The sequence below is a fragment of the Blautia sp. NSJ-140 genome, from assembly GCF_022868965.1.
Classification (GTDB): Bacteria; Bacillota; Clostridia; order Lachnospirales; family Lachnospiraceae; genus Blautia_A.
In genome coordinates this window covers 82,460-106,094 of sequence record NZ_JALIFS010000004.1, presented here as the reverse complement: position 1 = coordinate 106,094, position 23,635 = coordinate 82,460, and the positions used below count along the sequence as shown (strand labels likewise).

The window sequence follows — 23,635 nt, the reverse complement described above, 5'->3', positions numbered from 1 at the left end:
TCCCGTTTCTCTAAAATCATACTCGTTTATGACTGAATTATACTGTGAATTTTACATAAAATCAAACAGTTTTTCATCGTAAAACCGCACAATTTCAACACTTTCCGGCACAAACTACCAAATATCGCAGATTTTATGGAAACCATTACTAGATATTGTGGAAATTTTCCTCAAAAAATTTTCAGGCCCTTTATAACTTTTTCTACGATACAGGGGTTCAAAAAACTTTCTGCAAGGATTCCCCCTGTATACAGCAGAAAAGCTGTGATCCCCTGCCGAAAATAAGCCCCGGATTTCTGCGGCACAAGCCCATAATTTTTCCAGATCCCATACGATTGTCTGTATACAATACCTGCAAGATAAAAATACGCCGGAATATAGATCAGATACTGTGGCATCAGAAGTCCAGCTCCGGCCACACTGCCATAAATACCGAATTCCAGAACTGATAATGCCAGGATCATTCCTGTCTCCATTCCCAAAAACAGCATATATGCAACCGTCAAAGGCACTCCGAATATTGTAAATCCGCATAAAAACAACAGAAGAAAAAAACCTCCTCTTCGTCGCAGCACCTCCAGGAAATAAGCTCCACCGGAAATATCTTTTCCTGCAAAGCTGCGGATCAGATAAAAAGAAGCCAGGGTTTTCTGCTTCCACTCCATTTTCCATATCAGATTCGGCAACACATTTCCCGCAAAAAATCCGATCATAAAGAGGATCTCCGCCGGAAAACGTCCGGCATTTTTCCACTTCCGGTTCTCTGTCTTACTCTCCATTTACTCACCCTGTACCAGTTTACGCCTGTTTTTCCGGTAATATGACCGTTTTTCCACATGACAAAAAAGACCGGTCAGCTAAAAAGCTGTCCGGCCTTTGGTATTTCCAGAACTTTCTTCCATTGAAAGCTTATTTTGCGTAGTCAACCGCTCTGCTTTCACGGATCACATTAACTTTGATCTGTCCAGGATACTCAAGCTCTGCCTCGATCTGCTTTGCAATATCTCTTGCAAGGAGAACCATATCTGCATCACTTACATGATCCGGCACGACCATAACACGAATTTCTCTTCCTGCCTGAATAGCAAAAGATTTCTCTACACCCTTAAACTCATTAGTGATATCCTCAAGCTGTTTCAGACGATTGGTATAGGTTTCCAGAGTCTCACGTCTTGCTCCAGGTCTTGCTGCGGAAATTGCATCAGCAGCCTGTACAATACACGCGATCAAAGATTCCGGCTCCACATCACCATGGTGAGACGCAACCGTGTTGATAACGATCGGGGACTCCTTGTATTTCTTGCAGAGATCCACACCGATCTGAATATGAGAACCCTCTACCTCATGGTCAATGGATTTACCAATGTCATGAAGAAGTCCGGCACGCTTGGCCATACGCACATCCACACCAACTTCTCCTGCAAGAAGTCCGGAAAGCTGTGCAACCTCGATTGAATGTCTCAGCGCATTCTGTCCATAGCTTGAACGGAATTTCATACGTCCAAGAAGCTTCAGAAGTTCCGGATGGATTCCGTGTACCCCTACATCCATGGCAGCATTCTCACCGTCTTCCCGGATCTGTGCTTCCACTTCTTTCTGGGCTTTCTCTACCATCTCTTCAATTCTTGCCGGATGGATACGGCCATCCACGATCAGTTTCTCAAGAGCCACTCTGGCAATCTCTCTCCTGATCGGATCAAATGCGGAAAGTACCACTGCCTCCGGTGTATCATCAATGATCAGATCCACACCGGTAAGTGTCTCAAGTGTACGGATGTTACGGCCTTCACGACCGATGATCCTTCCCTTCATTTCATCACTTGGAAGCTGTACCACAGAAATCGTTGTCTCGGAAACATGATCCACTGCACATTTCTGAATAGCATTGACTACATATTCCCTAGCTTTCTTATTGGCATCTTCCTTGGCTCTGTTCTCAAGCTCTTTATAGAGTCTTGCAACATCCACCTTTACGTCATCTTCTACAGATTTCAGTAATTCTTCTTTTGCCTGTTCGGAGGTAAGACCTGAAACTCGTTCCAGTTCCTGTACTCCTTTTTCCTCAAGTTCATTTACTCGTTTTTCTTTTTCTTGTAACTCGTTAAATTTCGCTGTACATTCCAGCTCACGCTTCTCCACCGCATTCGCTTTTTTGTCAACAGATTCCTCTTTTGACAAAACTCGCTTCTCATATCTCTGCAGCTCGTTTCTCCGTTCCTTGGTTTCCCTTTCCAGTTCATTTTTAGTTCGCAGAGATTCTTCCTTTACTTCAAGTAAAGTTTCTCGTTTCTTGGTCTCTGCTGCTTTCAATGCTTCATCAAGAATATTCCTTGCCTTATCCTCTGCTGTACCTATGATTTCCGCATCCTTGCGTACTTTCTTGTCAACAGCAACCTTGCAAGTAACAGGAACTGCAATAAGTAGCGTGACTACCACAGCGACAATAACACCGATAATTGTGCCTGCCACAGGAGCACCTCCTTATTTAGTTTTCATTGTACAAATACAACAATACAAGTTTAGCTGTTTTTCACATTTATGTCAAGTTTTTCTCATGAAAAAGCAGATTTTGGTTAGCATATGTGAACTGGCTCTTTTCTCGTTACTATTCACTGGGAATATTCCGCGAGGTGTTTTCAGAGTTATTCTATATCATGTTTCACCCGGATGTTCATTTCTTCCAGAGTATGGGAAATATCTTCATACCGGAACGCCCTTCTGGCCAGGTATCCATACAGCCTTCTCATCTGTCCTTCATCAAGCTCTGTGTCCGGTGCATATTTCTTCTCGATCGTCCTGCGTAATATCTCCCGCTCGTCCGGTTCCATAAGCTCTTCCATCTCATTCCAGGCATCCAGGGCAATCTGACGGTCCACGCCCTTTAACTGAAGTTCCGAGAGTATCTTCTGACGGCTCCTGGTTTCCATGCGGAAGGAGATATAGGTTCTGGCATAACGGGCATCGTTGATATACCCATAGGACTTCACATAAGCAATGGCATCTTCTACTGCCTCCGGTGAAAATTCAGCCTGACGGAGTTTATCCGTCAGGCCTTTCTCTGTGCGGTCCATATGTTCCAGAAGCCGCATGGCTTTCTTTCTTGCACGGTTTCGTTCTTCCAGATCCAGCATGGACTACTCTTCCTTCTCTGTATCATCTGCCTGTACTGCTGCTTCTGCTGTCTCATCTGCCGGATCCAGATGATAATGTACACGAACCTTCTTCTCAATCTCATCGCGGATCTCCGGATGCTCTCTCAGGAATAATTTGGCATTCTCACGTCCCTGTCCGATCTTATCCCCTTCATATGCATACCAGGCTCCGCTCTTGTTTACGATGGAGCATTCTGCAGCCAGATCCAGGATATCTCCCTCTCTGGAAATACCGGTTCCGAACATGATATCAAACTCTGCCTGCTTAAATGGCGGAGCGACCTTGTTCTTAACTACTTTCACACGGGTGTGGTTTCCGACCATCTCACCACCCTGCTTCAAGGTTTCCACACGACGTACATCCATACGGACAGATGCATAGAATTTCAGCGCACGTCCACCGGTTGTAGTTTCCGGATTGCCAAACATCACTCCAACCTTCTCACGAAGCTGGTTGATAAAGATCACCACGCAGTTGGACTTGCTGATAACAGCCGTCAGTTTACGGAGTGCCTGTGACATCAGACGGGCCTGCAGACCTACATGGCTGTCTCCCATATCTCCTTCGATCTCTGCCTTGGGAACCAGAGCTGCAACAGAATCCACAATCACGATATCCACAGCACCGGAACGTACCATAGTCTCTGTGATCTCCAGCGCCTGCTCTCCGTTATCCGGCTGTGAAATATAAAGGTTGTCGATATCAACACCTATACTCTTGGCATAAACAGGATCAAGAGCATGCTCCGCATCGATAAATCCTGCGATTCCGCCTCTCTTCTGCACCTCAGCGACCATATGTAAGGCTACCGTTGTCTTACCACTGGACTCCGGTCCGTAGATCTCCACGATACGTCCCTTGGGAACACCACCTACACCAAGGGCGATATCCAGGCTTAAGCATCCTGTGGGAACTGCCTCCACCTGCATATGGGAGCTGGAATCTCCAAGCTTCATGACAGAGCCTTTACCGAACTGTTTCTCAATATTTCCAAGGGCCGCTTCCAACGCCTTCTGCTTCTCTTCACTGATCATTATGTAATCTCCTATTCTTTATTCTCTTTCTAATCAGGTTTCCTGCAATCCGAACCTTTGTTCGTGTTTTCTGTATTACATAGTATTATAAAACGGAATGATTGTCAATAAGATACTTGAAAATCCCTCTGTTTTTTTGTTGACAGGATCTCTAAAAATCCGACAAAAGGCTTCCCATACATGATTTCTTTTTCCTCTCTGAATACAAAAAAGCAGATAAAAAGATTTCCCTCTTCATCTGCTTTTTATGCAATACATTTCCTGTTACTGATCGTTGGTCAGCTTCAGTTTGTCCAGAATATAGAATACAAGGCTTAACGCCATGGCAACCACACATGCCAGCACCATACCGGTAAGCTCAACATTTCCAAGCTTCAGGGCAATTCCGGAAAGACCTACAACAAAGACAACGCTTGTCAGCGTCAGATTTCTGGACTTGCTGTAATCCACGTGATTGTCAACCAGCATGCGAAGTCCGGATGTTCCGATCATTCCGTAAAGAAGGAAGGAAATCCCACCGATCACCGGACCGGGAATGGTACTGATCAGGGCTGCCAGTTTACCAAGGAAGGAACAGCAGATAGAAAGCACTGCCGCACCACCGATCACCTGTACACTGTAAACCTTTGTCACCGCCATGACACCGATGTTCTCACCGTAAGTAGTTGTCGGCACAGAACCAAGGCATCCGGAAACTGTGGTAGAGAAGAAATCTGCAAACAGGGATCTGTGAAGCCCCGGATCTTTCAGAAGATTTCTTCCAACAATCTTTCCGGTTACGATCTGATGGCCGATATGCTCGGAGGTTACCAGAAGCAGTGCCGGAAAGATCGTCATAATGGCCTCAAAATTAAATTTCGGAGATGTAAAGTTGGGAAGAGCAAAAAATGCCGCTTCCCTTACCTGTGTAAAATCCAGAAGCCCGCATGCACCTGCTGCCACATATCCCGCAATGATCGCAATCAGGATCGGAATAACAGAAAGGAAGCCTCGGAACAGGATCTGCCCGAATACCGCAACTCCAAGTGTGACCAGAAATACGATCACATTCTTCGGATCTACCTTATCGTCCAGAAATCCTGCCGTACTTGCCGCATTTCCCGCAAGCTCCAGACCGATCAGTGCCACTACCGGTCCCATTGCCGCTGTAGGAAGCACGATATCGATCCAGTCTGTTCCGCACTGGCGGACAATCAATGCAACACACATACCAGCAATACCCAGAACAACGAAACCACCAAGGGCATACTCATATCCATACTTGCTGATCACCAGAAGAGCCGGTGAAAGGAAGGCAAAACTGGAACCTAAATAAGCCGGTGCCTTTCCTTTTGTGATGAAAATAAAAAGGAGTGTTCCCACACCATTCATCAGAAGCACAATAGCCGGACTGATACCAAAAAGGAATGGCACCAGCACGGATGCTCCGAACATGGCGAACATGTGCTGGATACTTAACGGTATCAGCATCTTTGCAGGTACTTTTTCCTCGACCTGTATAATTCTTTTTTCCACTCTCAAATCCTCCTGTTTCTTATTATCTCACAGATTATAGCACAGGTTTTCACATCGTGGGAAATTTTTTACACAAATATGCAGATACTGTGTGTTATACTGTTATTATCTCCGGAAAAACAGACGTATTCCATAAATACAGCTGCTGTCTGTTCCGGAAGGAATTTTTCAGAAAGGAACATTCTTCTATGAAAGCATACCAACGACTTCTATCCTATGTAAAAATATTCACCCCCAGCAATGAAGAAAGCTCTTCTTCCCCCTCTTCCCAGTGCCAGTTTGACCTGGCCCGGCTTCTTGTGGAGGAACTGAAAGATCTTGGGATCTCCGATGTGTCTCTGGATGAACACTGTTACGTTTATGCACATCTTCCTGCTACAAAAGGCCTGGAGCACTGCAAAGCACTGGGCTTTATCGCTCATATGGATACGGTTTCCGATTTCTGTGACCATGTAGTCACACCGGTGGTCACAGAAGATTACGATGGAAAAGAGCTCCCTCTCGGCACAAGCGGCAGAACCCTTTCCCCGGAAATGTTCCCGCATCTTGCTTCACTTGCCGGGCGTACCCTGATCACCTCAGACGGAACCACGATCCTGGGCGCAGACGACAAGGCCGGCATTGCAGAGATCATCACTGCGCTGGAGCATATCCTTACGGAAAAAATACCTCACGGACCTCTCTGCGTCGCTTTTACTCCGGATGAAGAAATCGGCATGGGACCGGCCCACTTTGATGTAAAAAAATTCGGTGCGGATTATGCATATACCCTGGACGGCGATACGGAAGGCGAGATCCAGTACGAAAACTTTAACGCCTGCAGTGCAAAAGTAACCTTCCAGGGCGTTAATGTACATCCCGGTTCTTCCAAAAATACCATGGTCAACGCTGCTCTCGTTGCCATGGAGTTTAATTCCATGCTTCCATCTGCGGATACTCCAAGGAACACAGCGGACTATGAAGGATTTTTCCATCTTTGCTCCATGAAAGGAGATGTTTCCCAGGCTGAACTTCAGTATATTGTCCGTGATCACGATGCCGCTTCTTTTGAAGTACGCCAGAAAACGCTCTCACATATCGCAGAAATCCTCAATGAAAAATGGGGCAAAGGCACCGTAACTCTTACCATCACCCAGCAGTACCGCAATATGAAAGAGATCATCGATACCTGCCCATGGCTGATATCTCTGGCAGAGGAAGCCTGCCACAGCTGCGGTGTCACGCCGCTGATCCTGCCTATCCGCGGCGGCACAGACGGTGCACAGTTAAGCTTTATGGGACTGCCCTGCCCGAATCTCGGAACCGGCGGACATGCCTATCACGGTCCTTATGAGCACATTACATCAGAAGGAATGGATGCCGTTGTAGAAGTTACCCTGGAGATCATAAAGCTGTTTTCCCAGAGGGAATACTGAGAAGAAACTTTTTTCAAAACCTGCATTACCAGTAATCTGAGATAATGTAAAAAACACCCGCAGATCATCCGGTCCATCATTCGCCGGAATAAATCTGCGGGTATTTTTTATTATCCTGTAAAACTTTCAAAATCAGATGATCTTCATCATTCTCGCCAGCTTCTTCATATATCTTCCACCAGGCATCATACCCAGCTCTTTTTCACCAGGCTTGCTTACAAACAGATATACAATAAAGTATACAACTGCTGCCAGCATCACGGAAATACCCAGGCAGATCACATTGGAATGGATCAGCGCATACAGACCGTAATACACCACTCCCGCAACAACCCCCATCGGGATAGATGCCAGGAACGGGCTTAAATAAGCACTTCTCCACGGATTCTTATAGCCCATATATTTCTTGATGGAACGGTCATTGAGAAGACACATCACAACCGCATAAACGATCTGGGCGATGACAATGGTATAAACACCAAGATTGGTAAATACCAGAAGCAGTGCCATGGCTATCACATCTGCCACCAGAGCAATGGCTGCATGGATCATCGGGAGCTTCGGCCTGCCGATCCCCTGAAGTACACCGTTGGTGATATTGGAGTTGCCATTCAGGATAATGGTGATTCCTCCCAGGATCAGAAGCTGTCCGCCTACACCGTTGGTTCCCGGGAAGATCAGTCTCGTGATCGATCCGGAAAGAACTGCAAGACCTACTGCCGCAGGAATAGAGATCAGCATACTGATCCATGTGGCACGGTCCGTCTTCATATTTGCACCTTCAATATCGTGCATTGCATAATGAGCGGAAACCTCAGGGATCATAGATGTTGGTGCTGTACTCGCCAGGGTAAGCGGGATATTGATCAGCGTCATATAATATCCGTACTCGGAATACAAGGTCTGGATCACGTCCTTGGCGGCACCCTTGATATCCATGATACCGGAATACATATAGCTGTTGATATATCCGTTTACATTATAAATAAAAGCACTGAGAATGATCGGCATAATGATGAGCACGATATTGCTCATTACATGACCCATACTCTCATTTACAGAATGGCGGTCATTGACGATCCTTTTCCGGATGATCTTACGGTTTATCCCATAAACGATCAGCATAAAGATCAGCGCGGAAGCCACACCTGCTCCGGTACCCATAGTAGCTCCTGCTGCACCCCAGCGATGAACCAGATCCATATCTCCTGTTGCGGAAAAATGCTGGATAAATACATGTGACATCAGAAGCGCAAAGGTTGCCACAAAGATCTGCTCAATGATCTGCGAGATCGATGTAGGCATCATATTGCGGTATGCCTGGAAATATCCACGGAATACACCGCAAAGACCGGACATGAAAATTGTGGGCGCAAGCATCTGCAGTGCCAGACGGGCGTTCGCCATACTGTCAGGAACCAGGATCCCTGCACCAAATACACAGATCAGCGCCACGATACCGCCGGCAACTGCCGCATAGATCAGTGCGCCGTAAAATACCTTCTGTGCATCCTTATATCTGTGAAAAGCAATCTTCTCCGCCATGATCTTGGATACAGCCTGAGGAATACTGAAGGACGCAATCATCAACAGAATAAAATATACATTCTGTGCAAACTGAAAAAGTGCAAAGCTCTGACTTCCCAGTGTGGTTGAAAGCGGACTCTTATACAGCATTCCGATGATCTTGGAGATCAGCGCCGCAACCATAAGAAAAGATGCGTTTTTCACAAGTGTGTTATCATTTTTTTTACCCATTTTACTTTCCCTAACTTAAATATTCTCAATCTGCCAGTCAACAGGTTCTACCCCATTGGCTTTCAAAAATTCATTAGCCTTGCTGAAATGCCTGCATCCGAAAAATCCCCGGTAGGCAGAAAGGGGACTTGGATGTGGTGCCTCCAGGATCAGATGCTTCGGATTATGAAGCATGGATGCCTTCATCTGAGCAGGTCGCCCCCAGAGAAGAAACACGATCGGGCGATCCTCCTGGTCCAGGATCCGGATGGCCGCATCGGTAAACTGCTCCCAGCCGATCCCTCTGTGGGAATTGGCCTGATGTGCACGTACAGTCAGCACTGTGTTCAAAAGAAGCACGCCCTGCTTTGCCCATTTTTCCAGATTACCGTTGTTTGGGATATAACATCCCATATCATCCTCAAGTTCCTTATAAATATTCACCAGAGATGGCGGTGTTTCCACACCTTTTTTTACGGAAAAGCAAAGCCCATGAGCCTGTCCGTCATTGTGATAAGGGTCCTGTCCCAGGATCACAACCTTTACCTGATGCAGAGGCGTAAAATGAAACGCATTGAACATATCTTCCGGCGGCGGAAAAATCTTTCTTGTTCTGTATTCTGTCATCACGGTTTTATAAAGTTTGGCATAGTAAGGCTGATGAAATTCACCTTTCAGTGCCTCCTGCCAGTCTCCTGCTATAGGAGCCATATCTATCACCTCTCATCCAACTTATCTTCTCACGGAAATTCCTTTTTCCGCAAGGTAATCCTTCACTTCCCGGATCTCCAGCTCTTTGTAGTGGAACAGAGATGCTGCCAGTGCCGCATCTGCTCCGCCTTCTGTCAGTGCATCATAAAAATGCTCCAGGGTTCCGGCACCACCGGAGGCGATCACCGGGATGGAAACCGCATCTGCAACGGCTCTTGTAAGTTCAATATCATACCCGGCCTTTGTTCCGTCACAATCCATGCTGGTAAGAAGGATCTCACCTGCGCCAAGTTCTTCCACCTTCTTTGCCCATTCAAGAGCGTCAATACCGGTATCCAGTCTTCCGCCATGTTTGTAGATATTCCAGCCGCCATCCGGTCTTCTCTTGGCATCAATGGCAACTACTACACACTGGCTTCCGAATTTCTGTGCAGCCTCATGGATCAGCTCCGGACGGTCGATAGCTGCGGAATTTACAGAAATCTTATCCGCACCTTCACGGAGAAGCTTCCGGAAATCATCTACGGTACGGATTCCTCCGCCTACGGTAAACGGGATAAATACGTTGGCTGCAACAGCTCTTACCATATCCACCACGGTATCACGCTCCTCACAGGAGGCAGTGATATCAAGAAAAACAAGCTCGTCCGCACCGGCTGCATCATAAGCTTTGGCAATTTCCACCGGATCTCCGGCATCCTTAAGATCAACAAAATTCACGCCTTTTACCACACGTCCCTTATTTACATCAAGACATGGAATGATTCTTTTTGTAAACATGATCATGCCTCCTCCTTTCCGGTGCCTGCCTCAAGTGCCGCAAAATTCTCAAGGATCTTCAAGCCCCACCGGCTGCTTTTTTCCGGATGGAATTGACATGCAAATACATTTCCCTTCTCCACCGACGCATGGATGCATGTGCTGTACTGAGTAGTCGCTTTCACGATCTCTTTCTCCTCTGCCTGAAGATAATAGGAATGTACAAAGTAAACGTATGTGTTTTCCGGAATATCCTTAAATAATCTTCCGCTGTTCTGAATATGCAGGGAATTCCATCCCATATGCGGGATCTTCAGTCCCGGACTTGGCGGAATGCGCAGGATTTTTCCCTTCAGGATCCCAAGACCTTTCACTCCCGGTGTCTCATCACTGCTCTCAAAAAGCAGCTGCAGTCCAAGGCAGATTCCAAGAAAGGGCGTTCCCTTTTCCACGATCTCATGTATTACCGGAACAAGTCCGTATTTTTTGAGATTTTCCATAGCATCACCAAAGCTTCCAACTCCCGGAAGGATTACTTTATCTGCTTTCAGAAGCACCTGGGGATCTCTTGAGACGACAGTCTCCTGTCCCAGATACTGAAGTGCTTTTTCCACACTTTTGATGTTTCCCGCATCGTAGTCAATGATTCCTATCATAATAATGCTTCCTCCTGCTCTTTTGTATCTCGATATTCCTCTCTCACCTTCGATTTACATTGCTTTAGTATAACGCAAAAACAGGCGGTTGCAAAGACTTTTCTCTGCTGCCGCCCATTTTTTCACATTATCACGGTAAAGTTTTATTATTTCCGGTCCAGTGTAAACCAGAATTCCACGCCATTATCAAAGTTCTGCACACCATATTCCTGGTTCATACTTTCCATGATGGCCTTTACAATAGATAAACCGATACCGCTTCCGCCGTATTCCCTGGTTCTCGCTTTATCAACTTTATAAAATTTATTCCAAAGATTAGGTACATCTGCCTCAGGGATCGGGGTCCCTGTGTTAAACACACTGATCTTCACATGGTTATCCTCATCCTGCAGCTTGATCTCGATTTCTTTCTCTCCCTCCAGATGGTTCAGGGCATTGCTTACATAGTTTGTCACAACCTCTTCGATCTTAAACTCATCGGCCCATACATAAACCGGCTTCTCCGCCTCAAAGATCACTTTTGCATCCTTCTGTCCGATCATGATATTCATAGTCTGAAGCACGCCGCGGATCAGGGATACGATATCAAAACGCTCCATTACAACTGCATCTTTGCCGGATTCCAGCTGATTCAGTGTGAGAAGATTTTTTACCAGTTTATTCATCCTGGAGGCTTCATCCATGATGACATCGCAATAGAACTCTCTGCTCTCAGAATCATCGGAAATATTTTCTTTCAGGCCTTCTGCATAGCCCTGGATCAGGGCGATCGGAGTTTTCAGCTCATGAGATACGTTATCCAGAAATTCCTTCCGCATCTTGTCGATCTTGATCTTGTCCTCAATGTCACGCTGCAGTTCATTATTTGCGGATTTCAGTTCACTGATGGTAGTCTCAAGCTGTGAAGACATCCGGTTGAAATTATCTCCCAGAACATCGATCTCATTGCCGACTTTGCTCTCGTATTTTGCTTCAAAATCCAAATCTGACATTTTTCTGGAAAGTTCCGTAAGCTCACTGATGGGACGGGTGATCCTCCTGGTCACGACCATAATGATCAGACCACTTAGGATTATGATCATCAGACCTACTGCAAAGTAAAACTTATTGGAAATATCAGCGCTCTCCCTGATGCTCTCAAGGGGTGTCCTTATGATAAAATAATGTTCATCATCCAGCTGTCCCCAGCATTCCACATAATCCATTCCCGCAAAACGGTCATGCGACTGCTGGATGGTATAATTGTCACCCTGCTTCAAGGTCCGGCTCTTATCTCCGTCCTCATCCAGACCGTAGACATATCCGAACAGCTTGCTCTGAAGCATTTTTTCATTTTCACCCCAGGAAAGCCAGCTGGTATTGCTGCTGTCAATGATAACCCAGGAAAGATTGTTTCTGGAGCAGGCTCTCTGGATCTCATCGGGAATACTCTCAGAACCTTTCGAGCTGTTGCTGTTCATCATCTTGTTAATATCTGTATTTTCCAGAGTTGTTCGGAGATCCAGAAGTACATCGATCTTTTTTGTCACATAGTATTTTTCAAGAAAGGCTCCGTTGATCACGGTAATAGTCAGAATGGATAAAAACAGCAGACCGATAAAGTATGCTGTGATCTGATGGCGGAGACTATGGATCTTTTTTATTTTTCCCTTCGTTTTTTTCATTCTCCTACCTCAAACTTGTAGCCCATCCCCCAGACTGTCTTGATATACTCTCCCTTATCGCCCATTTTACTTCTCAGCTTTTTGACATGAGTATCAATGGTTCTGGCATCTCCGAAATAATCATAATTCCACACAGAATTCAGGATCTTTTCTCTGGAAAGAGCGATTCCCTCATTCTCCAGAAAATAAGTCAGAAGCTCAAATTCCTTGAAGCTCAGATCCATCGGTTTATCATCTACCGTTGCCTGATGCGCTGCCTTGTCGATGACAATCCCACCTGCTGAAAGTATCTCATCCGGGTTGCTCTGTCCCGTTCTTCGAAGAATGGCTTCTACACGTGCTACCAGGATCTTGGGGCTGAAGGGTTTGGAGATATATTCGTCCACCCCGAGTTCAAATCCCAGAAGCTCATCACGCTCATCTCCTCTTGCTGTCAGCATAATGATGGGAACCTTGGAATTTTTGCGTATCTCACGACATACTTCCCAGCCATCCATCTTCGGCATCATCACATCCAGGATCAAAAGCGCAATGTCCTTTTCTTTATAAAAAATATCCATGGCCTCCTCACCGTCACCTGCTTCCAGTACCTGGAAATTCTTTTTGGTGAGAAAATCCTTTACCAGTTTTCTCATTCTGCTCTCATCATCTACTACAAGAATTTTTAATGCATCCATTCTATCTTCCTCCGTTTCTCAGTCGCTGTTCCGGCCAGCTGCTGACAGCCCGAAATGCTCTGTATTATCCCTCTTTACAAAAAGCTGAGCTTTTACTTCCGGTTCATTCTAAAGCGGATATTTCCATTCCACTTTGCTACTGCTCATAATATATCACAGGTTTGTGTTGTGTGTGTGAACGTAATTTCATTTTTTTTATTTTATCCGCCAAAAAAGGAGAACCCTCTAAAAGGATTCTCCGATCTTTTCTCCCATGAGTACTCTTGTTTCAATTCCTTCACGGGAATTGTTTAAAATATCTTCATCCGGCTTTACCGCATTTTTTTCAGTGATCAGCACAATGGTGGAGCCGCCGAAAGCAAAATTTCCTTTTTCGTCTCCCCGTTTCACAGATCCTTTCCTTGGCCGGTTTTCAATCCTTCCAACAAAAAGAGCACCTACCTCCATCATCAGCACGGTACGGAAATTCTCTGTTTTCAAAAGAGAATACTCTCTGCTGTTTTCCTTGTAGATCGGATAGGCATCGTTGGCCACGGGGTTGACTGTATGCAGGATCCCCGGGATCCTGATGCGTCCGGACTCCGCCGCATTGTCCGGATAAATATATCTGTGATAATCCTGAACGCAGAGACGAAGCACCCACACATAGCCATCCTGATATCTTTTTCCAAGAGAAGGATTCCTGAGAAGCTCCTCTATGGTATATTCGGTCTGTTTGATATGAAGACGGGCTTTTTCATCTGCCGGATACACACTCACCCTGCAGTCACAGGGACTGATAAAATGTCCCGGTTCCATATCAATATGGCGGGCACCCTCCCGGATCTTCCGCTTGAAAAAATCATTGTAGGAAGTATATTTACGCTTTTCATAATCACTCATATCCAGATGATTGAACCGTATAAAGGGTTTCACCGCTGCTGCCGAAAGCCTGGAATCCAGAAGCCATCCCATGGCAATGGAAACAACGGGAGTAACCAGCGGCCGGATCATCATACGTCCGGCCACAGAACCGTAAATTTTTTCCAGGAGATTGTTCTGAAAGGAATCCTCCTCTGTAATATGCCCCATTCTGTCCGCTGTCCGGATCATAGATTACCGCCTCTCTCCATAGAAAGCTTGTAGAGATAATTGAACTTCCACCATCCTTCGTTGTAGAAAAGTACAAGAAGAACTGCCACCGCAACTACCGCAACAATGATCACCAGTTCCCGGTTGGTCGGCTTACGGAATTTAAAATCCAGGATAAACAGAAGTCCTACCGTCAGCATTGCAATATGAAGGAGCACCACAAACCATTTATACTCCGGAAAAAGCAGGGATACCACAAACAGAAGCGGCAGGACCACAGACATGGATGTGATGGGAAGGCCCTGATAATATTTTCGGTTTTCGGAGGTTTCATTCTGGCGTTTTTCCTCCATGACGTTGAAATACGCCAGACGGATCAGGCCTGCCAGACCATAAAATAAAAGAATAGCTATTCCGTAAACATGACACATTCCAAGCTTAAATCCCAGCACAATGGGAAGGATTCCGAAACAGACGATATCTGCAAGGGAATCAATCTGGATCCCGAAGCATTTCTCTTCCTCCGTTCTGTTTTTCTTGGTCCTTGCGATCTTTCCGTCAAACATATCGCACAGTCCGGAAAATGCAAGACAGCACACCGCTGCTGAAATATGGTCCGTCACAGCACAGAAGATTCCGATCATGGAAGAAACTACGCTTATGTAAGTCATTATTACCGTGTAATCATAAAATCCTATCATTTGCACACCTCTTTTTCTTTTTCATGTCAGGCTATATTCACAGTCCCGCAGGGGACTTACCTGATCTGGGTCAAGCAGATCTCCGCGATCTGCATTCGATTAAATCTTTTCAGGATTCCTTTTTCCGATAGTGAGCTGAGCCACCGCAGTAAACACCGCACTGATCAGCAGCTCTCCGTAATATCCCAGTCCTCTGCTAAGTACCATTCCAGGAAGCAGCAGGCCACCGAATACCGGACTGAAAATGGTAAGAAACAAAGTCTCACTGATTCCCATTCCTCCCGGAAGCGGCAGCATATCCACAGATACCGATATCACTGCCTGGAGAAAAAGGATATCCCAGAAACCGGTTCCATGAAGTCCAAAAGCCTGATATACAAACCATGTTACTGCAAACAGTGCCATACGCTGGATAAAAGTGATCCCTATTACTTTAACGATCACCAACGGATTATTCTTCAGATATGCCGCAGTATTTCGGTAAGTATCCATGGAAGCTTCCAGTTTTTTCAGCCGTCCCTCTTTTTTCCTCATCAGATGAAACCGTTCCAGAAGCTTCATTCCCTTCACCAGGATCGCTTTTGCAAAAAGCGGATGAAATACCAGAATGGTCATAAAAGTGACACAGAAGATATTCAGCATCAGTCCCAGATAAAACACCGGCAGGATTCCTTCCAGATATCTGTGAAGAAATCCTCTTCCGAAAATCGCGATTCCAATACCGATCACCACAAGCACCAGCTTATAGGTGATCGTCACGATCATCAGTATCACCGTTGACACCGGAATGGAAATCTTCTCTTTTTTCATATAGTAGATCTGCATGGGCTGTCCGCCGCTGGCGGATGGTGTGATACAGCTGAAAAAAAATCCTACAGACGAAAACAGAAAGCAGGTCCTTTTTTTCAGATGGATCCCACTGGAACGCATCATATACCAGATAATGATGGATTCTCCCCAGATAAAAAATGCTACCAGTGCAATTCCCGGAAGTAACCACCGTTTATCTGCCCTGTGTATGGCATCCATCATGAAAGACAGGTCTTCTCCGTGAAAAACACCGTAGATGGTCAGGGCAAAAACTGCTGCCAGGAACACTCCGTTAAATATGATCTTTTTTCTGTTCTTCATCACTTGACACCTTCTGTATATCTGTTGATCTTCTTTTCAATTTTAGTTCCAAACCGTTCATAAATATGCCAGAGTTCTGTTTTCTGTCCCAGAATAAAGCATACCTGAGCTAGGATCACACCACCTGCTACATCCACAAGTACATGCTGCTTGGTAAAAATGGTAGACAGAAAAACCAGCACAGCCAGTGTAAACGATACCCCCTTATACCATGTCGGAATTCTTTTCTGATCTTTGATCCCCAGAAAACAGAACCAGCTTACCAGACAATGGATAGATGGAAACAGGTTATCTGCCGCGTCAATGGAATACAGCCAGCCGGCCAGCAGATCCCAGATTCCGTTTCCTTCGATCATCGGTCTTGTATTGGTAGTGGGATATGCCAGAAATATGATCAGACACACACAACGGGATATAATATCCGCAGTAAAAAAACGGTAAACCTGTTCCCGCTCCTGCCTTGCCGCTAGAATATAATTCACTGCCCAGAATACATAACAGCCAAAATAGATAATCAAAAACTGCGGCACAAATGGGAGCCGCAGATCAAGATTACTTTCTATATTGTGATGATACCAACCGCCTGCGATCGCCCTTGAACCGGAATATACAAGACAGTTAAATACAAATGAAAAAACAAGGGGAAAAAGCCCGTACGCAGGTACGATCCCTATTACATATTTCCAAAAACGTTTCATAAATTCACGCCTCATTATTTTATTGATATCAGGAATAAAACATATTCTTCTCCTGCTAACATCTGCTAGTCACAGTATAACAGTCGGGGCGTATGGTTTCAACTAAATATGGAAAGTTTAAGAATTGTTAAGATTTGAGTTCAGTTATTTTTTCTTTTTTGTTCATACTTTTTTCAGAATGACGTCACAGAATGACCACAAAATATGAGTATATTATTAGATGTGCAAAGGGTACTACCTTTGATAACACTTTTTTCTTTTTCATACTGCCGGGGCTGCCTCCAAACAAAGCCCCGGCCTCCTTCCTTTTTAATTTCCCCTTTTTTTAATTATGCCATGCAAGACGTACACTTGACGGATGTACTTCTTTTGTCATCCAGTCCACATCGTTGGTGATCCAGTCCATGATCCCGAGCTGGCGTGTCTCCCATGCGATGGTTGCCTCTCTTGCTTCCGGTGTTTCTTCCACTTCCATGGTTATGTCGATCTCATCATATCCAAAAATATATCCTCCTGCGCTCCAGATGCTGAAGTTGCTGTCCGGGCCCGGATCTATTGTTTCGCCTCTTTGTGCCACAAGTCCGTCATGACGGGCTTTATATTCTTCCTCACAGCCGTCTTTTAATTTTGTCATGAACATTCTGTGGCGGATCAGTTCTTTGTTTTCTCGCACAACACCAAAATTGTGATACATCAGGCGCATGTCTTTTCCGGGAGTAGAGATCCAGGTAAAGGTATTTCCTATCTTTTCAGTCAATGCTGCCTTTACTTTCTCCTCTTCCGGAGAGATCACCGCTCCGTCTGCATTTTCGTAATATCCAAAGACAAGGTCTGCCGCATTCCAGATGCTGAAATTATGGATGCCGTTACGGTCAAGATATGCAGTAAGCTCCGGCCAGATCTCGCCTAAGATCTTACGGTAATCATTCATTTTTCCTTCTTTTACTTTCATTGCAAAAGCATGTCGTTCCATTTGTGCTATCCTCCTGTTTTGATGTTCTGTGCTATGCTTTCCACTATGAGCAGATGTAGTTCTTCTGCTCTCATATGATTTGATTCTATCACTTTCATTCTGTTTTTACAATTATGAGGACAGGATTTCCGATCACTGCCACCAGACTGATAAGCAGAATGGGTTTTCCATCCTTTCTCCCCTCCGGACGCGTCAGCTCTGTCCAATCTCTTTCAGGGCTGTCTGAAGCTGCGTATCTTCTTTATGTGTAAGTTCTGTCCAGTCTGTGATGTCTCCGGAAAGCTCTGCTTCCACATCCGGATTGATTCCTTTTTTGTTGATATCATTGCCCTTTGGCGTAAAATATTTTGCGATAGTGATCTTTACCGCACTGCCATCGGTAAGAGAATGGATGGTCTGCACCACTCCCTTTCCATAGGTAGTTGTTCCTACAATCGTTCCAATCCCGTAGTCCTTCACCGCCCCCGCAAAGATCTCAGATGCACTGGCACTGTTTCCGTTTACCAGAACAGCCAGCGGCATGTCCAGTTCATTTTTTCCGTCGCAGGTTTCCTCTTCCCTCTTTCCGTTTTTGTCCTCTGTATAGACAATCAGCCCTTCCGGAAGTATCTGGCGGAGTACGCCGCAGACTGCAGTAAGAAGGCCTCCCGGATTATCACGGAGATCCACGACCAGCTTCTTCATGCCCTGATCCTTCAGATCTGCAAATGCTTTTTTATACTGATCGCTGGTCACCTCAGAAAATTCGGAGATCCGGATATAGCCGGTGTCTTCGGAAAGCATCTCATGGGAAACAGTCTGAATCTCCACATCCCGAATCTCCACTTTGACATCCCGGGTTTTCTCTTCGTTTTCCCGCTGTATGGTCAGCATTACGGAATCTTTCTCACTGTCACGGACCATGGAAGCAATATCTGAAGTTTCTTTGTCTGTAACATCAGCTCCATCTACTGCCTTGATCACATCTCCCTTTTTCAGTCCCGCCTGTTCTCCAGGTCCCCCCTCATAAAGCTGTATGATCTTTGCCCCTCCGGCGTCATCCTTCTGAAGAACGGCACCGATCCCTACATAGGAGCCTTCATTGGAAGTATTCAGCTCTTTATACTGTTCTGCTGTGTAATAGGTGGAGTACGGATCCTTCAAGCCGGCAAGCAGGCCAGCATAAAGCCCCTCCCGCAGGCTGCTTTCGTCTTTTTCATCCAGATATTCTTCATCGATCAGTTCTTCCAGGTAATTCAGCTTCTGAACCGTTTTAACATCGGACAGCGCATTACCTTTCGGAAACAGCATTTTCTGATAGCTGGCAAAAACAGTGCCTGTCACAACCAGCGTTGATGCCACTCCAATGGCTATACCTTTTTTGAATTCTTTATTTTTCATATTTTTCCTTTCTTCTGTCCCCCGCTGTGCGCCGTCCGGTTTTTGTATACCGAAAACGGCTGCCGATTTTCCGACAGCCGCTGTATATCTTATGATCACACATCATGCGGATACATAAGATTCTCTGCTATTTGGTTATACTCTGAGATGTTTTCTTGTTGTGAAAAAGCTTCCCAGAAGACCGATTCCAACACCAAGTCCAAGTCCCATGGGAACCAGACCCTCATAAATCTGCCAGATTGGAATGAAATCCACGATTCCTGTCAATACATTGAATTTTGTCAGAATAAACTCTACAGCGGAATTATACAGGAAAAACAGGCAGATCAGCGGTATCGCCGCACCGATCACACCGAGGATCATACCTTCCAGAAGGAATGGCAGTCGTACAAAAGCATCTGTAGCTCCTATGTATTTCATAATTCCGATTTCTTCCTTACGGACGGAAATCCCCATAGATACTGTATTGCTGATCAGGAATATGGAAATGATCAAAAGGATTGCGATCACGGCAATCGACACATAAGAAACCAGCTTGTTGATGGACCCCAGTGTCCTGGATGCCTGTTCAGACTGATTTACCTTCCGGACATGTTCCAGTCCCTGGATATAATTCACCAGTTCTGTCTGCTTGGTAATATCATTGAGATATACCTGATAATTGGATGAATTGGCAAGAGGGTTATCATCTTTAAATCCATCTGCCGCATCTTCATCTCCAAAATATTTCTGTTTGTATTCTTCCCATGCCTGATCTGCGGACTGATATTCCATCCTGGCCACTTCCGGCCTGGACTGAATAGCATCGCCGATTGCCTGGATCTCTTCCTCTGAAGTGCCCTCATCAAAGAATACTGTGATCGGTACTTCTTCCTCCACCTTATGGGCAATATTACCGACGTTGTTCACGATGGAATAGAAAATACCTACCAGAAAAATGCAGGCTGCCATTGTGATGATACATGCCAGGGAAAACATCCAGTTTCTTTTTATATTCTTAAATCCCTGCTTCAGGGTATACCAGATCGTACTAGGCCTCATGATATCCTCCCTCTTTCTCATCGCTGATGATCTTGCCGTTGTGCATGGTGACTACTCGCTTGCGCATGGCATTGACGATGTCCTTATTGTGGGTGACTACCAGAACTGTGGTTCCTCTGTCATTGATCTGCTCCATCAGAGCCATGATCTCTTCGGAGGTTTTCGGATCCAGATTTCCGGTCGGCTCATCTGCCAGAAGGATGTCCGGGCGGTTTACCAGTGCTCTGGCAAGAGCAACTCTCTGCTGCTCACCACCGGAAAGCTCATCCGGGTATGCCTTATACTTTCCTGCAAGTCCTACCTCCTGGAGAACCTCCGGCACACGTTTGCGGATCACACGAGTAGGTCTTCCTATGACACGCTGCGCAAATGCTACATTCTCATATACATTACGGTCTTTTAAAAGACGGAAATCCTGAAATACTACCCCAAGCTTTCTGCGATACTTGGCAACGCGTCTGTGTTTCATCTTCTCCAGACGTTCTCCGCTGACTGTGATCGTTCCGCTGGTAGAATCCAGTTCTTTCATCAGAAGCTTGATCAGTGTGGATTTACCAGAACCACTGCTTCCTACTACAAATACGAATTCCCCTTTATCAACATGTAAGTTCGCATGATTCACAGCCGGAAGACCCGGGCCGTAAGATTTGCTCACATCTACAAGATCGATCATATATATCCTCCTCTATATTATAAAAGCATAATTCTCTTAATTTTTTTGTAACATTATTGTAATATATATTCTGTTTAAATGCAAGAATAAATTTCCCAGGCCCCACAACCGTTACTGTTCATTCCATTCTCAGTAACACACTTCGCGGAATATTACCGGTGAACAATGACCAACAGACCTCTTCAAATTATTTATTTTAACGTAAAAATACCAAAATTACAATAGAGTCATGGATGTTATCTGTGAAGTTCATGTGAATTCGTTATTGTTCACTCCGTTCTCAGTAACACGCTTCGTGAATGCTTCCACCCGGGGGGGGACATTTACACAATATTCCATGATGAAAAACACTCATACAAAAACTGCCACCTATTCCGGGAAGGAATAAGCGGCAGTTTAAAAGTTCTATAGCAGTCCTCGTAAATAATGCATTTAAGACAGTTCAGCAGAGTGTGAAATCCTGCATTCTGCATGCTATTAATACTCTAATGTCTCCATATATTTCATATATCGAACAACCATCAGCGCGATCTTAAATGTAATGGCATCCTCAAACACTCTCAAATCAAGGCCTGTACTCTTCTGGAGTTTATCCAGACGATATACCAGCGTATTTCTGTGGATATACAGCTGACGTGAAGTTTCAGATACGTTCAGACTGTTCTCAAAGAATTTATCGATGGTGACAAGTGTCTCCTCATCGAAATCATCCGGAGATTTGTTATCAAAGATCTCGCGGATAAACATCTTACACAGAGGAATAGGCAGCTGATAGATCAGTCGTCCGATTCCAAGTGAGCTGTATGCGATAACTTCCCTGTCTCCGAAGAAGATCTTACCTACATCAAGGGCCATACGCGCTTCCTTGTAGGAACGTGAAACTTCTTTCAACTCATTGACAATGGTACCGTATGCCATGTGGACATCCTCACCATCTTTATTCAGATCCAGAGTATCCATAATAGTATGAGCCAGCTTATCCATCTCCGGATAGCCCTCTCCCTCTTCCAGTTCCTTGACAATAATGATGCTCTTCTCATCAACAGCAGTGATAAAATCTCTGCTCTTTCCGCCAAAAAGGCTCTTCACGCTCTCTACAGAGCTGTGATCTTTCTCCTGGTTCAGTTCCAGGATCATAACTACACGACGGACATCTGCTTCAATATGAAGCTTCTTCGCTCTGTTGTAAATATCCACCAGAAGAAGATTATCAAGAAGAAGATTCTTGATAAAGCTGTCTTTGTCAAAACGCTCCTTGTACGCAACGATCAGATTCTGGATCTGGAAGGCTGCAAGCTTGCCTACCATATAAGTATCCTCATCATCTCCGTGGGCTACCAGGACATATTCCAACTGATAATCATCACAGACCTTAAAGTACTGAAATCCCTTGACAAGCTGGCTGTCTGCCTGGGATTCTACAAAAGCCTGGATATCTGCCGGCTGGATTTCAAAATCAGAAAAGGTAGACGCAAGTACCTTGCCGTCTGTGTCAATGACACAAAATTCCGTCCTTGATATTTCTTTAAGTCCCTCGAGCGTATTCTGTAACACCTGATTCGATATCATTCCGTTCAATCCCTTCTCACTTATGTGTATGCTTATCTTCTGTCTTTCCCTCTCTATCTACGGCTATTTTAATACAAAATCACCAAAAATGAAAGAGGAAAACTGAAAAAATTTACAAATTTTTGTTGAAATCCGCCTAATTTTTCTCTATAAAACCTTCTCCATGAACTTCTCTTGCATCGGAAACGATCACAAAAGCGTTGGGATCGATATCATCTACCATCTCTTTCAGCTTCACAATTTCCTTTTTGTTTACCACACAGAAGATGATCGTCTTCTCCTGACCCGAATACATCCCCTTGCCACAGATCCCTGTCGCTCCGCGATCCAGGTCTTCCATAATGACTCTGGCAACCTCATCCGGCTTCTCCGTGATGATAAATGTTTGTTTGGAAAACTTCAGACCTTCGATCAGACTGTCGGATACTTTTGTTACCAGATAAACCGCAATAATGGCATACAGGGCCCGCTGGATACCGAACACATACATTCCCACGATCACAATAAGCCCATCAATAAACTGCATGATCTGTGCGATGGAATAATGACTTATATACTTCTGGATCAGTGCTGCCATCATATCCGTTCCGCCTGTGGTTCCCTGTCCGAGGAAAACCATTCCGATGCCGATTCCCAGGATTACACCACCGTATACAGCAGCCAGAAGAAGATCATCTCCCGCAATATTCCACACCGGCTGAATGGCAAGCCAGGTTGAGAGGGAGATCTCACCGGCCAGAGCTTTTTTTACAAAGGAAAAGCCTTTGATCCGCCATCCCAGAAAAAACAGCGGGATGTTCAGCGTGATGTTGGTAAGCCACAGCGGAACTCCGCCATCTATGATTCCACCGGTCCAGTGCTTCACCAGGATCGCAATACCGGAAAAGCCGCCTGTTACCAGCCCGGTTGCATCAAAAACGGAATTGATGGCAAGTGCCATCAGCCCGGTTCCTACTATGATCAGAAGATAATCCAGATACCAGTTCTTTTTTTCCACAAGACTCATAAAGTGCTCCTTTCATTTTTTACAGCGATTCTCAAAATTTCTGTCATGAAATGTCCGCAATATTTCCATTC

At 45.2% G+C, this 23,635-nt stretch carries 22 protein-coding genes; 1 reads left to right on the top strand and 21 read right to left on the bottom strand.

All coding sequences use genetic code 11. The features are described from left to right. Positions 1-170 precede the first annotated feature (170 nt). The 5 genes from MUB50_RS06435 to uraA all read right to left on the bottom strand — a co-directional run bounded on the left by MUB50_RS06435 (position 171) and on the right by uraA (position 5,702). On the bottom strand, positions 171-779 hold the full coding sequence (locus MUB50_RS06435; RefSeq protein WP_118513043.1) for a stage II sporulation protein M: 609 nt from the start codon (positions 777-779) through the stop codon (positions 171-173). A gap of 130 nt (positions 780-909) precedes the next feature. Continuing rightward, on the bottom strand, positions 910-2,469 hold the full coding sequence (rny, locus tag MUB50_RS06430) for a ribonuclease Y (protein ID WP_021650814.1): 1,560 nt from the start codon (positions 2,467-2,469) through the stop codon (positions 910-912). Positions 2,470-2,642: 173 nt separating this feature from the next. Then, a complete protein-coding gene (locus tag MUB50_RS06425) occupies positions 2,643-3,131 on the bottom strand; it encodes a regulatory protein RecX (protein ID WP_118513042.1) in 489 nt (162 codons plus the stop codon). 3 nt (positions 3,132-3,134) lie between these two features. Then, positions 3,135-4,187 (bottom strand): recombinase RecA, encoded by a 1,053-nt coding sequence (recA, locus tag MUB50_RS06420; RefSeq protein ID WP_118513041.1) that lies wholly within the window; start codon positions 4,185-4,187, stop codon positions 3,135-3,137. 264 nt (positions 4,188-4,451) lie between these two features. Next, positions 4,452-5,702 carry a uracil permease gene (gene uraA, locus MUB50_RS06415; RefSeq protein WP_330637451.1) on the bottom strand — a complete coding sequence of 417 codons (1,251 nt, stop codon included), beginning with the start codon at positions 5,700-5,702 and terminating at the stop codon, positions 4,452-4,454. 188 nt (positions 5,703-5,890) lie between these two features. Between uraA and pepT the strand changes: the two genes are divergently transcribed. Further along, positions 5,891-7,117 carry a peptidase T gene (gene pepT / locus MUB50_RS06410; RefSeq protein ID WP_118624279.1) on the top strand — a complete coding sequence of 409 codons (1,227 nt, stop codon included), beginning with the start codon at positions 5,891-5,893 and terminating at the stop codon, positions 7,115-7,117. Between the two features lie 132 nt (positions 7,118-7,249). Here the strand turns inward: pepT and MUB50_RS06405 are convergent, their stop codons facing one another. From MUB50_RS06405 to MUB50_RS06330, 16 genes are all read right to left on the bottom strand, one after another. Further along, positions 7,250-8,875, bottom strand: a complete 1,626-nt coding sequence (locus tag MUB50_RS06405) for a putative polysaccharide biosynthesis protein (RefSeq protein ID WP_118624151.1) — start codon at positions 8,873-8,875, stop codon at positions 7,250-7,252. Between the two features lie 15 nt (positions 8,876-8,890). Then, complete coding sequence (gene ung, locus MUB50_RS06400) at positions 8,891-9,565, bottom strand: uracil-DNA glycosylase (protein ID WP_118513038.1); 675 nt, start codon at positions 9,563-9,565, stop codon at positions 8,891-8,893. A gap of 21 nt (positions 9,566-9,586) precedes the next feature. Next, a complete protein-coding gene (hisF, locus tag MUB50_RS06395) occupies positions 9,587-10,345 on the bottom strand; it encodes an imidazole glycerol phosphate synthase subunit HisF (protein ID WP_118513037.1) in 759 nt (252 codons plus the stop codon). A 2-nt stretch (positions 10,346-10,347) separates the two neighbouring features. After that, on the bottom strand, positions 10,348-10,980 hold the full coding sequence (gene hisH, locus MUB50_RS06390; protein WP_118513036.1) for an imidazole glycerol phosphate synthase subunit HisH: 633 nt from the start codon (positions 10,978-10,980) through the stop codon (positions 10,348-10,350). Positions 10,981-11,126: 146 nt separating this feature from the next. Beyond that, positions 11,127-12,644: a sensor histidine kinase gene (locus tag MUB50_RS06385; protein ID WP_244790240.1), complete on the bottom strand. Its 1,518-nt coding sequence runs from the start codon at positions 12,642-12,644 to the stop codon at positions 11,127-11,129. After that, positions 12,641-13,321, bottom strand: coding sequence for a response regulator transcription factor (locus MUB50_RS06380; RefSeq protein ID WP_015526981.1), 681 nt, complete (start codon positions 13,319-13,321; stop codon positions 12,641-12,643). The genes MUB50_RS06385 and MUB50_RS06380 overlap by 4 nt, the downstream gene beginning before the upstream one ends. Positions 13,322-13,546: 225 nt before the next feature. Beyond that, positions 13,547-14,413: a phosphatidylserine decarboxylase gene (locus MUB50_RS06375; protein ID WP_244790238.1), complete on the bottom strand. Its 867-nt coding sequence runs from the start codon at positions 14,411-14,413 to the stop codon at positions 13,547-13,549. After that, positions 14,410-15,093 carry a CDP-alcohol phosphatidyltransferase family protein gene (locus MUB50_RS06370; RefSeq protein ID WP_118513034.1) on the bottom strand — a complete coding sequence of 228 codons (684 nt, stop codon included), beginning with the start codon at positions 15,091-15,093 and terminating at the stop codon, positions 14,410-14,412. Before MUB50_RS06370 ends, MUB50_RS06375 begins: the two co-directional genes overlap by 4 nt. Positions 15,094-15,192: 99 nt before the next feature. Next, positions 15,193-16,224, bottom strand: a complete 1,032-nt coding sequence (locus MUB50_RS06365) for a lysylphosphatidylglycerol synthase transmembrane domain-containing protein (RefSeq protein ID WP_244790236.1) — start codon at positions 16,222-16,224, stop codon at positions 15,193-15,195. Continuing rightward, positions 16,224-16,922 (bottom strand): phosphatase PAP2 family protein, encoded by a 699-nt coding sequence (locus MUB50_RS06360; protein WP_118624283.1) that lies wholly within the window; start codon positions 16,920-16,922, stop codon positions 16,224-16,226. Before MUB50_RS06360 ends, MUB50_RS06365 begins: the two co-directional genes overlap by 1 nt. Before the next feature lie 325 nt (positions 16,923-17,247). Then, the gene (locus tag MUB50_RS06355; RefSeq protein ID WP_244790234.1) at positions 17,248-17,895 is read right to left on the bottom strand and encodes an L-rhamnose mutarotase; all 648 of its coding nucleotides are present in this window, start codon (positions 17,893-17,895) and stop codon (positions 17,248-17,250) included. A 192-nt stretch (positions 17,896-18,087) separates the two neighbouring features. After that, entirely contained in the window at positions 18,088-19,275 is a 1,188-nt protein-coding gene (locus tag MUB50_RS06350) for a S41 family peptidase (protein ID WP_244790232.1), read from the bottom strand. Between the two features lie 135 nt (positions 19,276-19,410). After that, positions 19,411-20,316, bottom strand: a complete 906-nt coding sequence (gene ftsX, locus MUB50_RS06345; RefSeq protein WP_118624163.1) for a permease-like cell division protein FtsX — start codon at positions 20,314-20,316, stop codon at positions 19,411-19,413. Further along, positions 20,306-20,989, bottom strand: a complete 684-nt coding sequence (ftsE, locus tag MUB50_RS06340; protein WP_015526972.1) for a cell division ATP-binding protein FtsE — start codon at positions 20,987-20,989, stop codon at positions 20,306-20,308. Before ftsE ends, ftsX begins: the two co-directional genes overlap by 11 nt. A 477-nt stretch (positions 20,990-21,466) precedes the next feature. After that, positions 21,467-22,558, bottom strand: a complete 1,092-nt coding sequence (locus MUB50_RS06335; RefSeq protein WP_015526970.1) for a PucR family transcriptional regulator — start codon at positions 22,556-22,558, stop codon at positions 21,467-21,469. A gap of 136 nt (positions 22,559-22,694) precedes the next feature. Beyond that, a complete protein-coding gene (locus tag MUB50_RS06330; protein WP_244790230.1) occupies positions 22,695-23,564 on the bottom strand; it encodes a YitT family protein in 870 nt (289 codons plus the stop codon). Between the last annotated feature and the right edge of the window lie 71 nt (positions 23,565-23,635).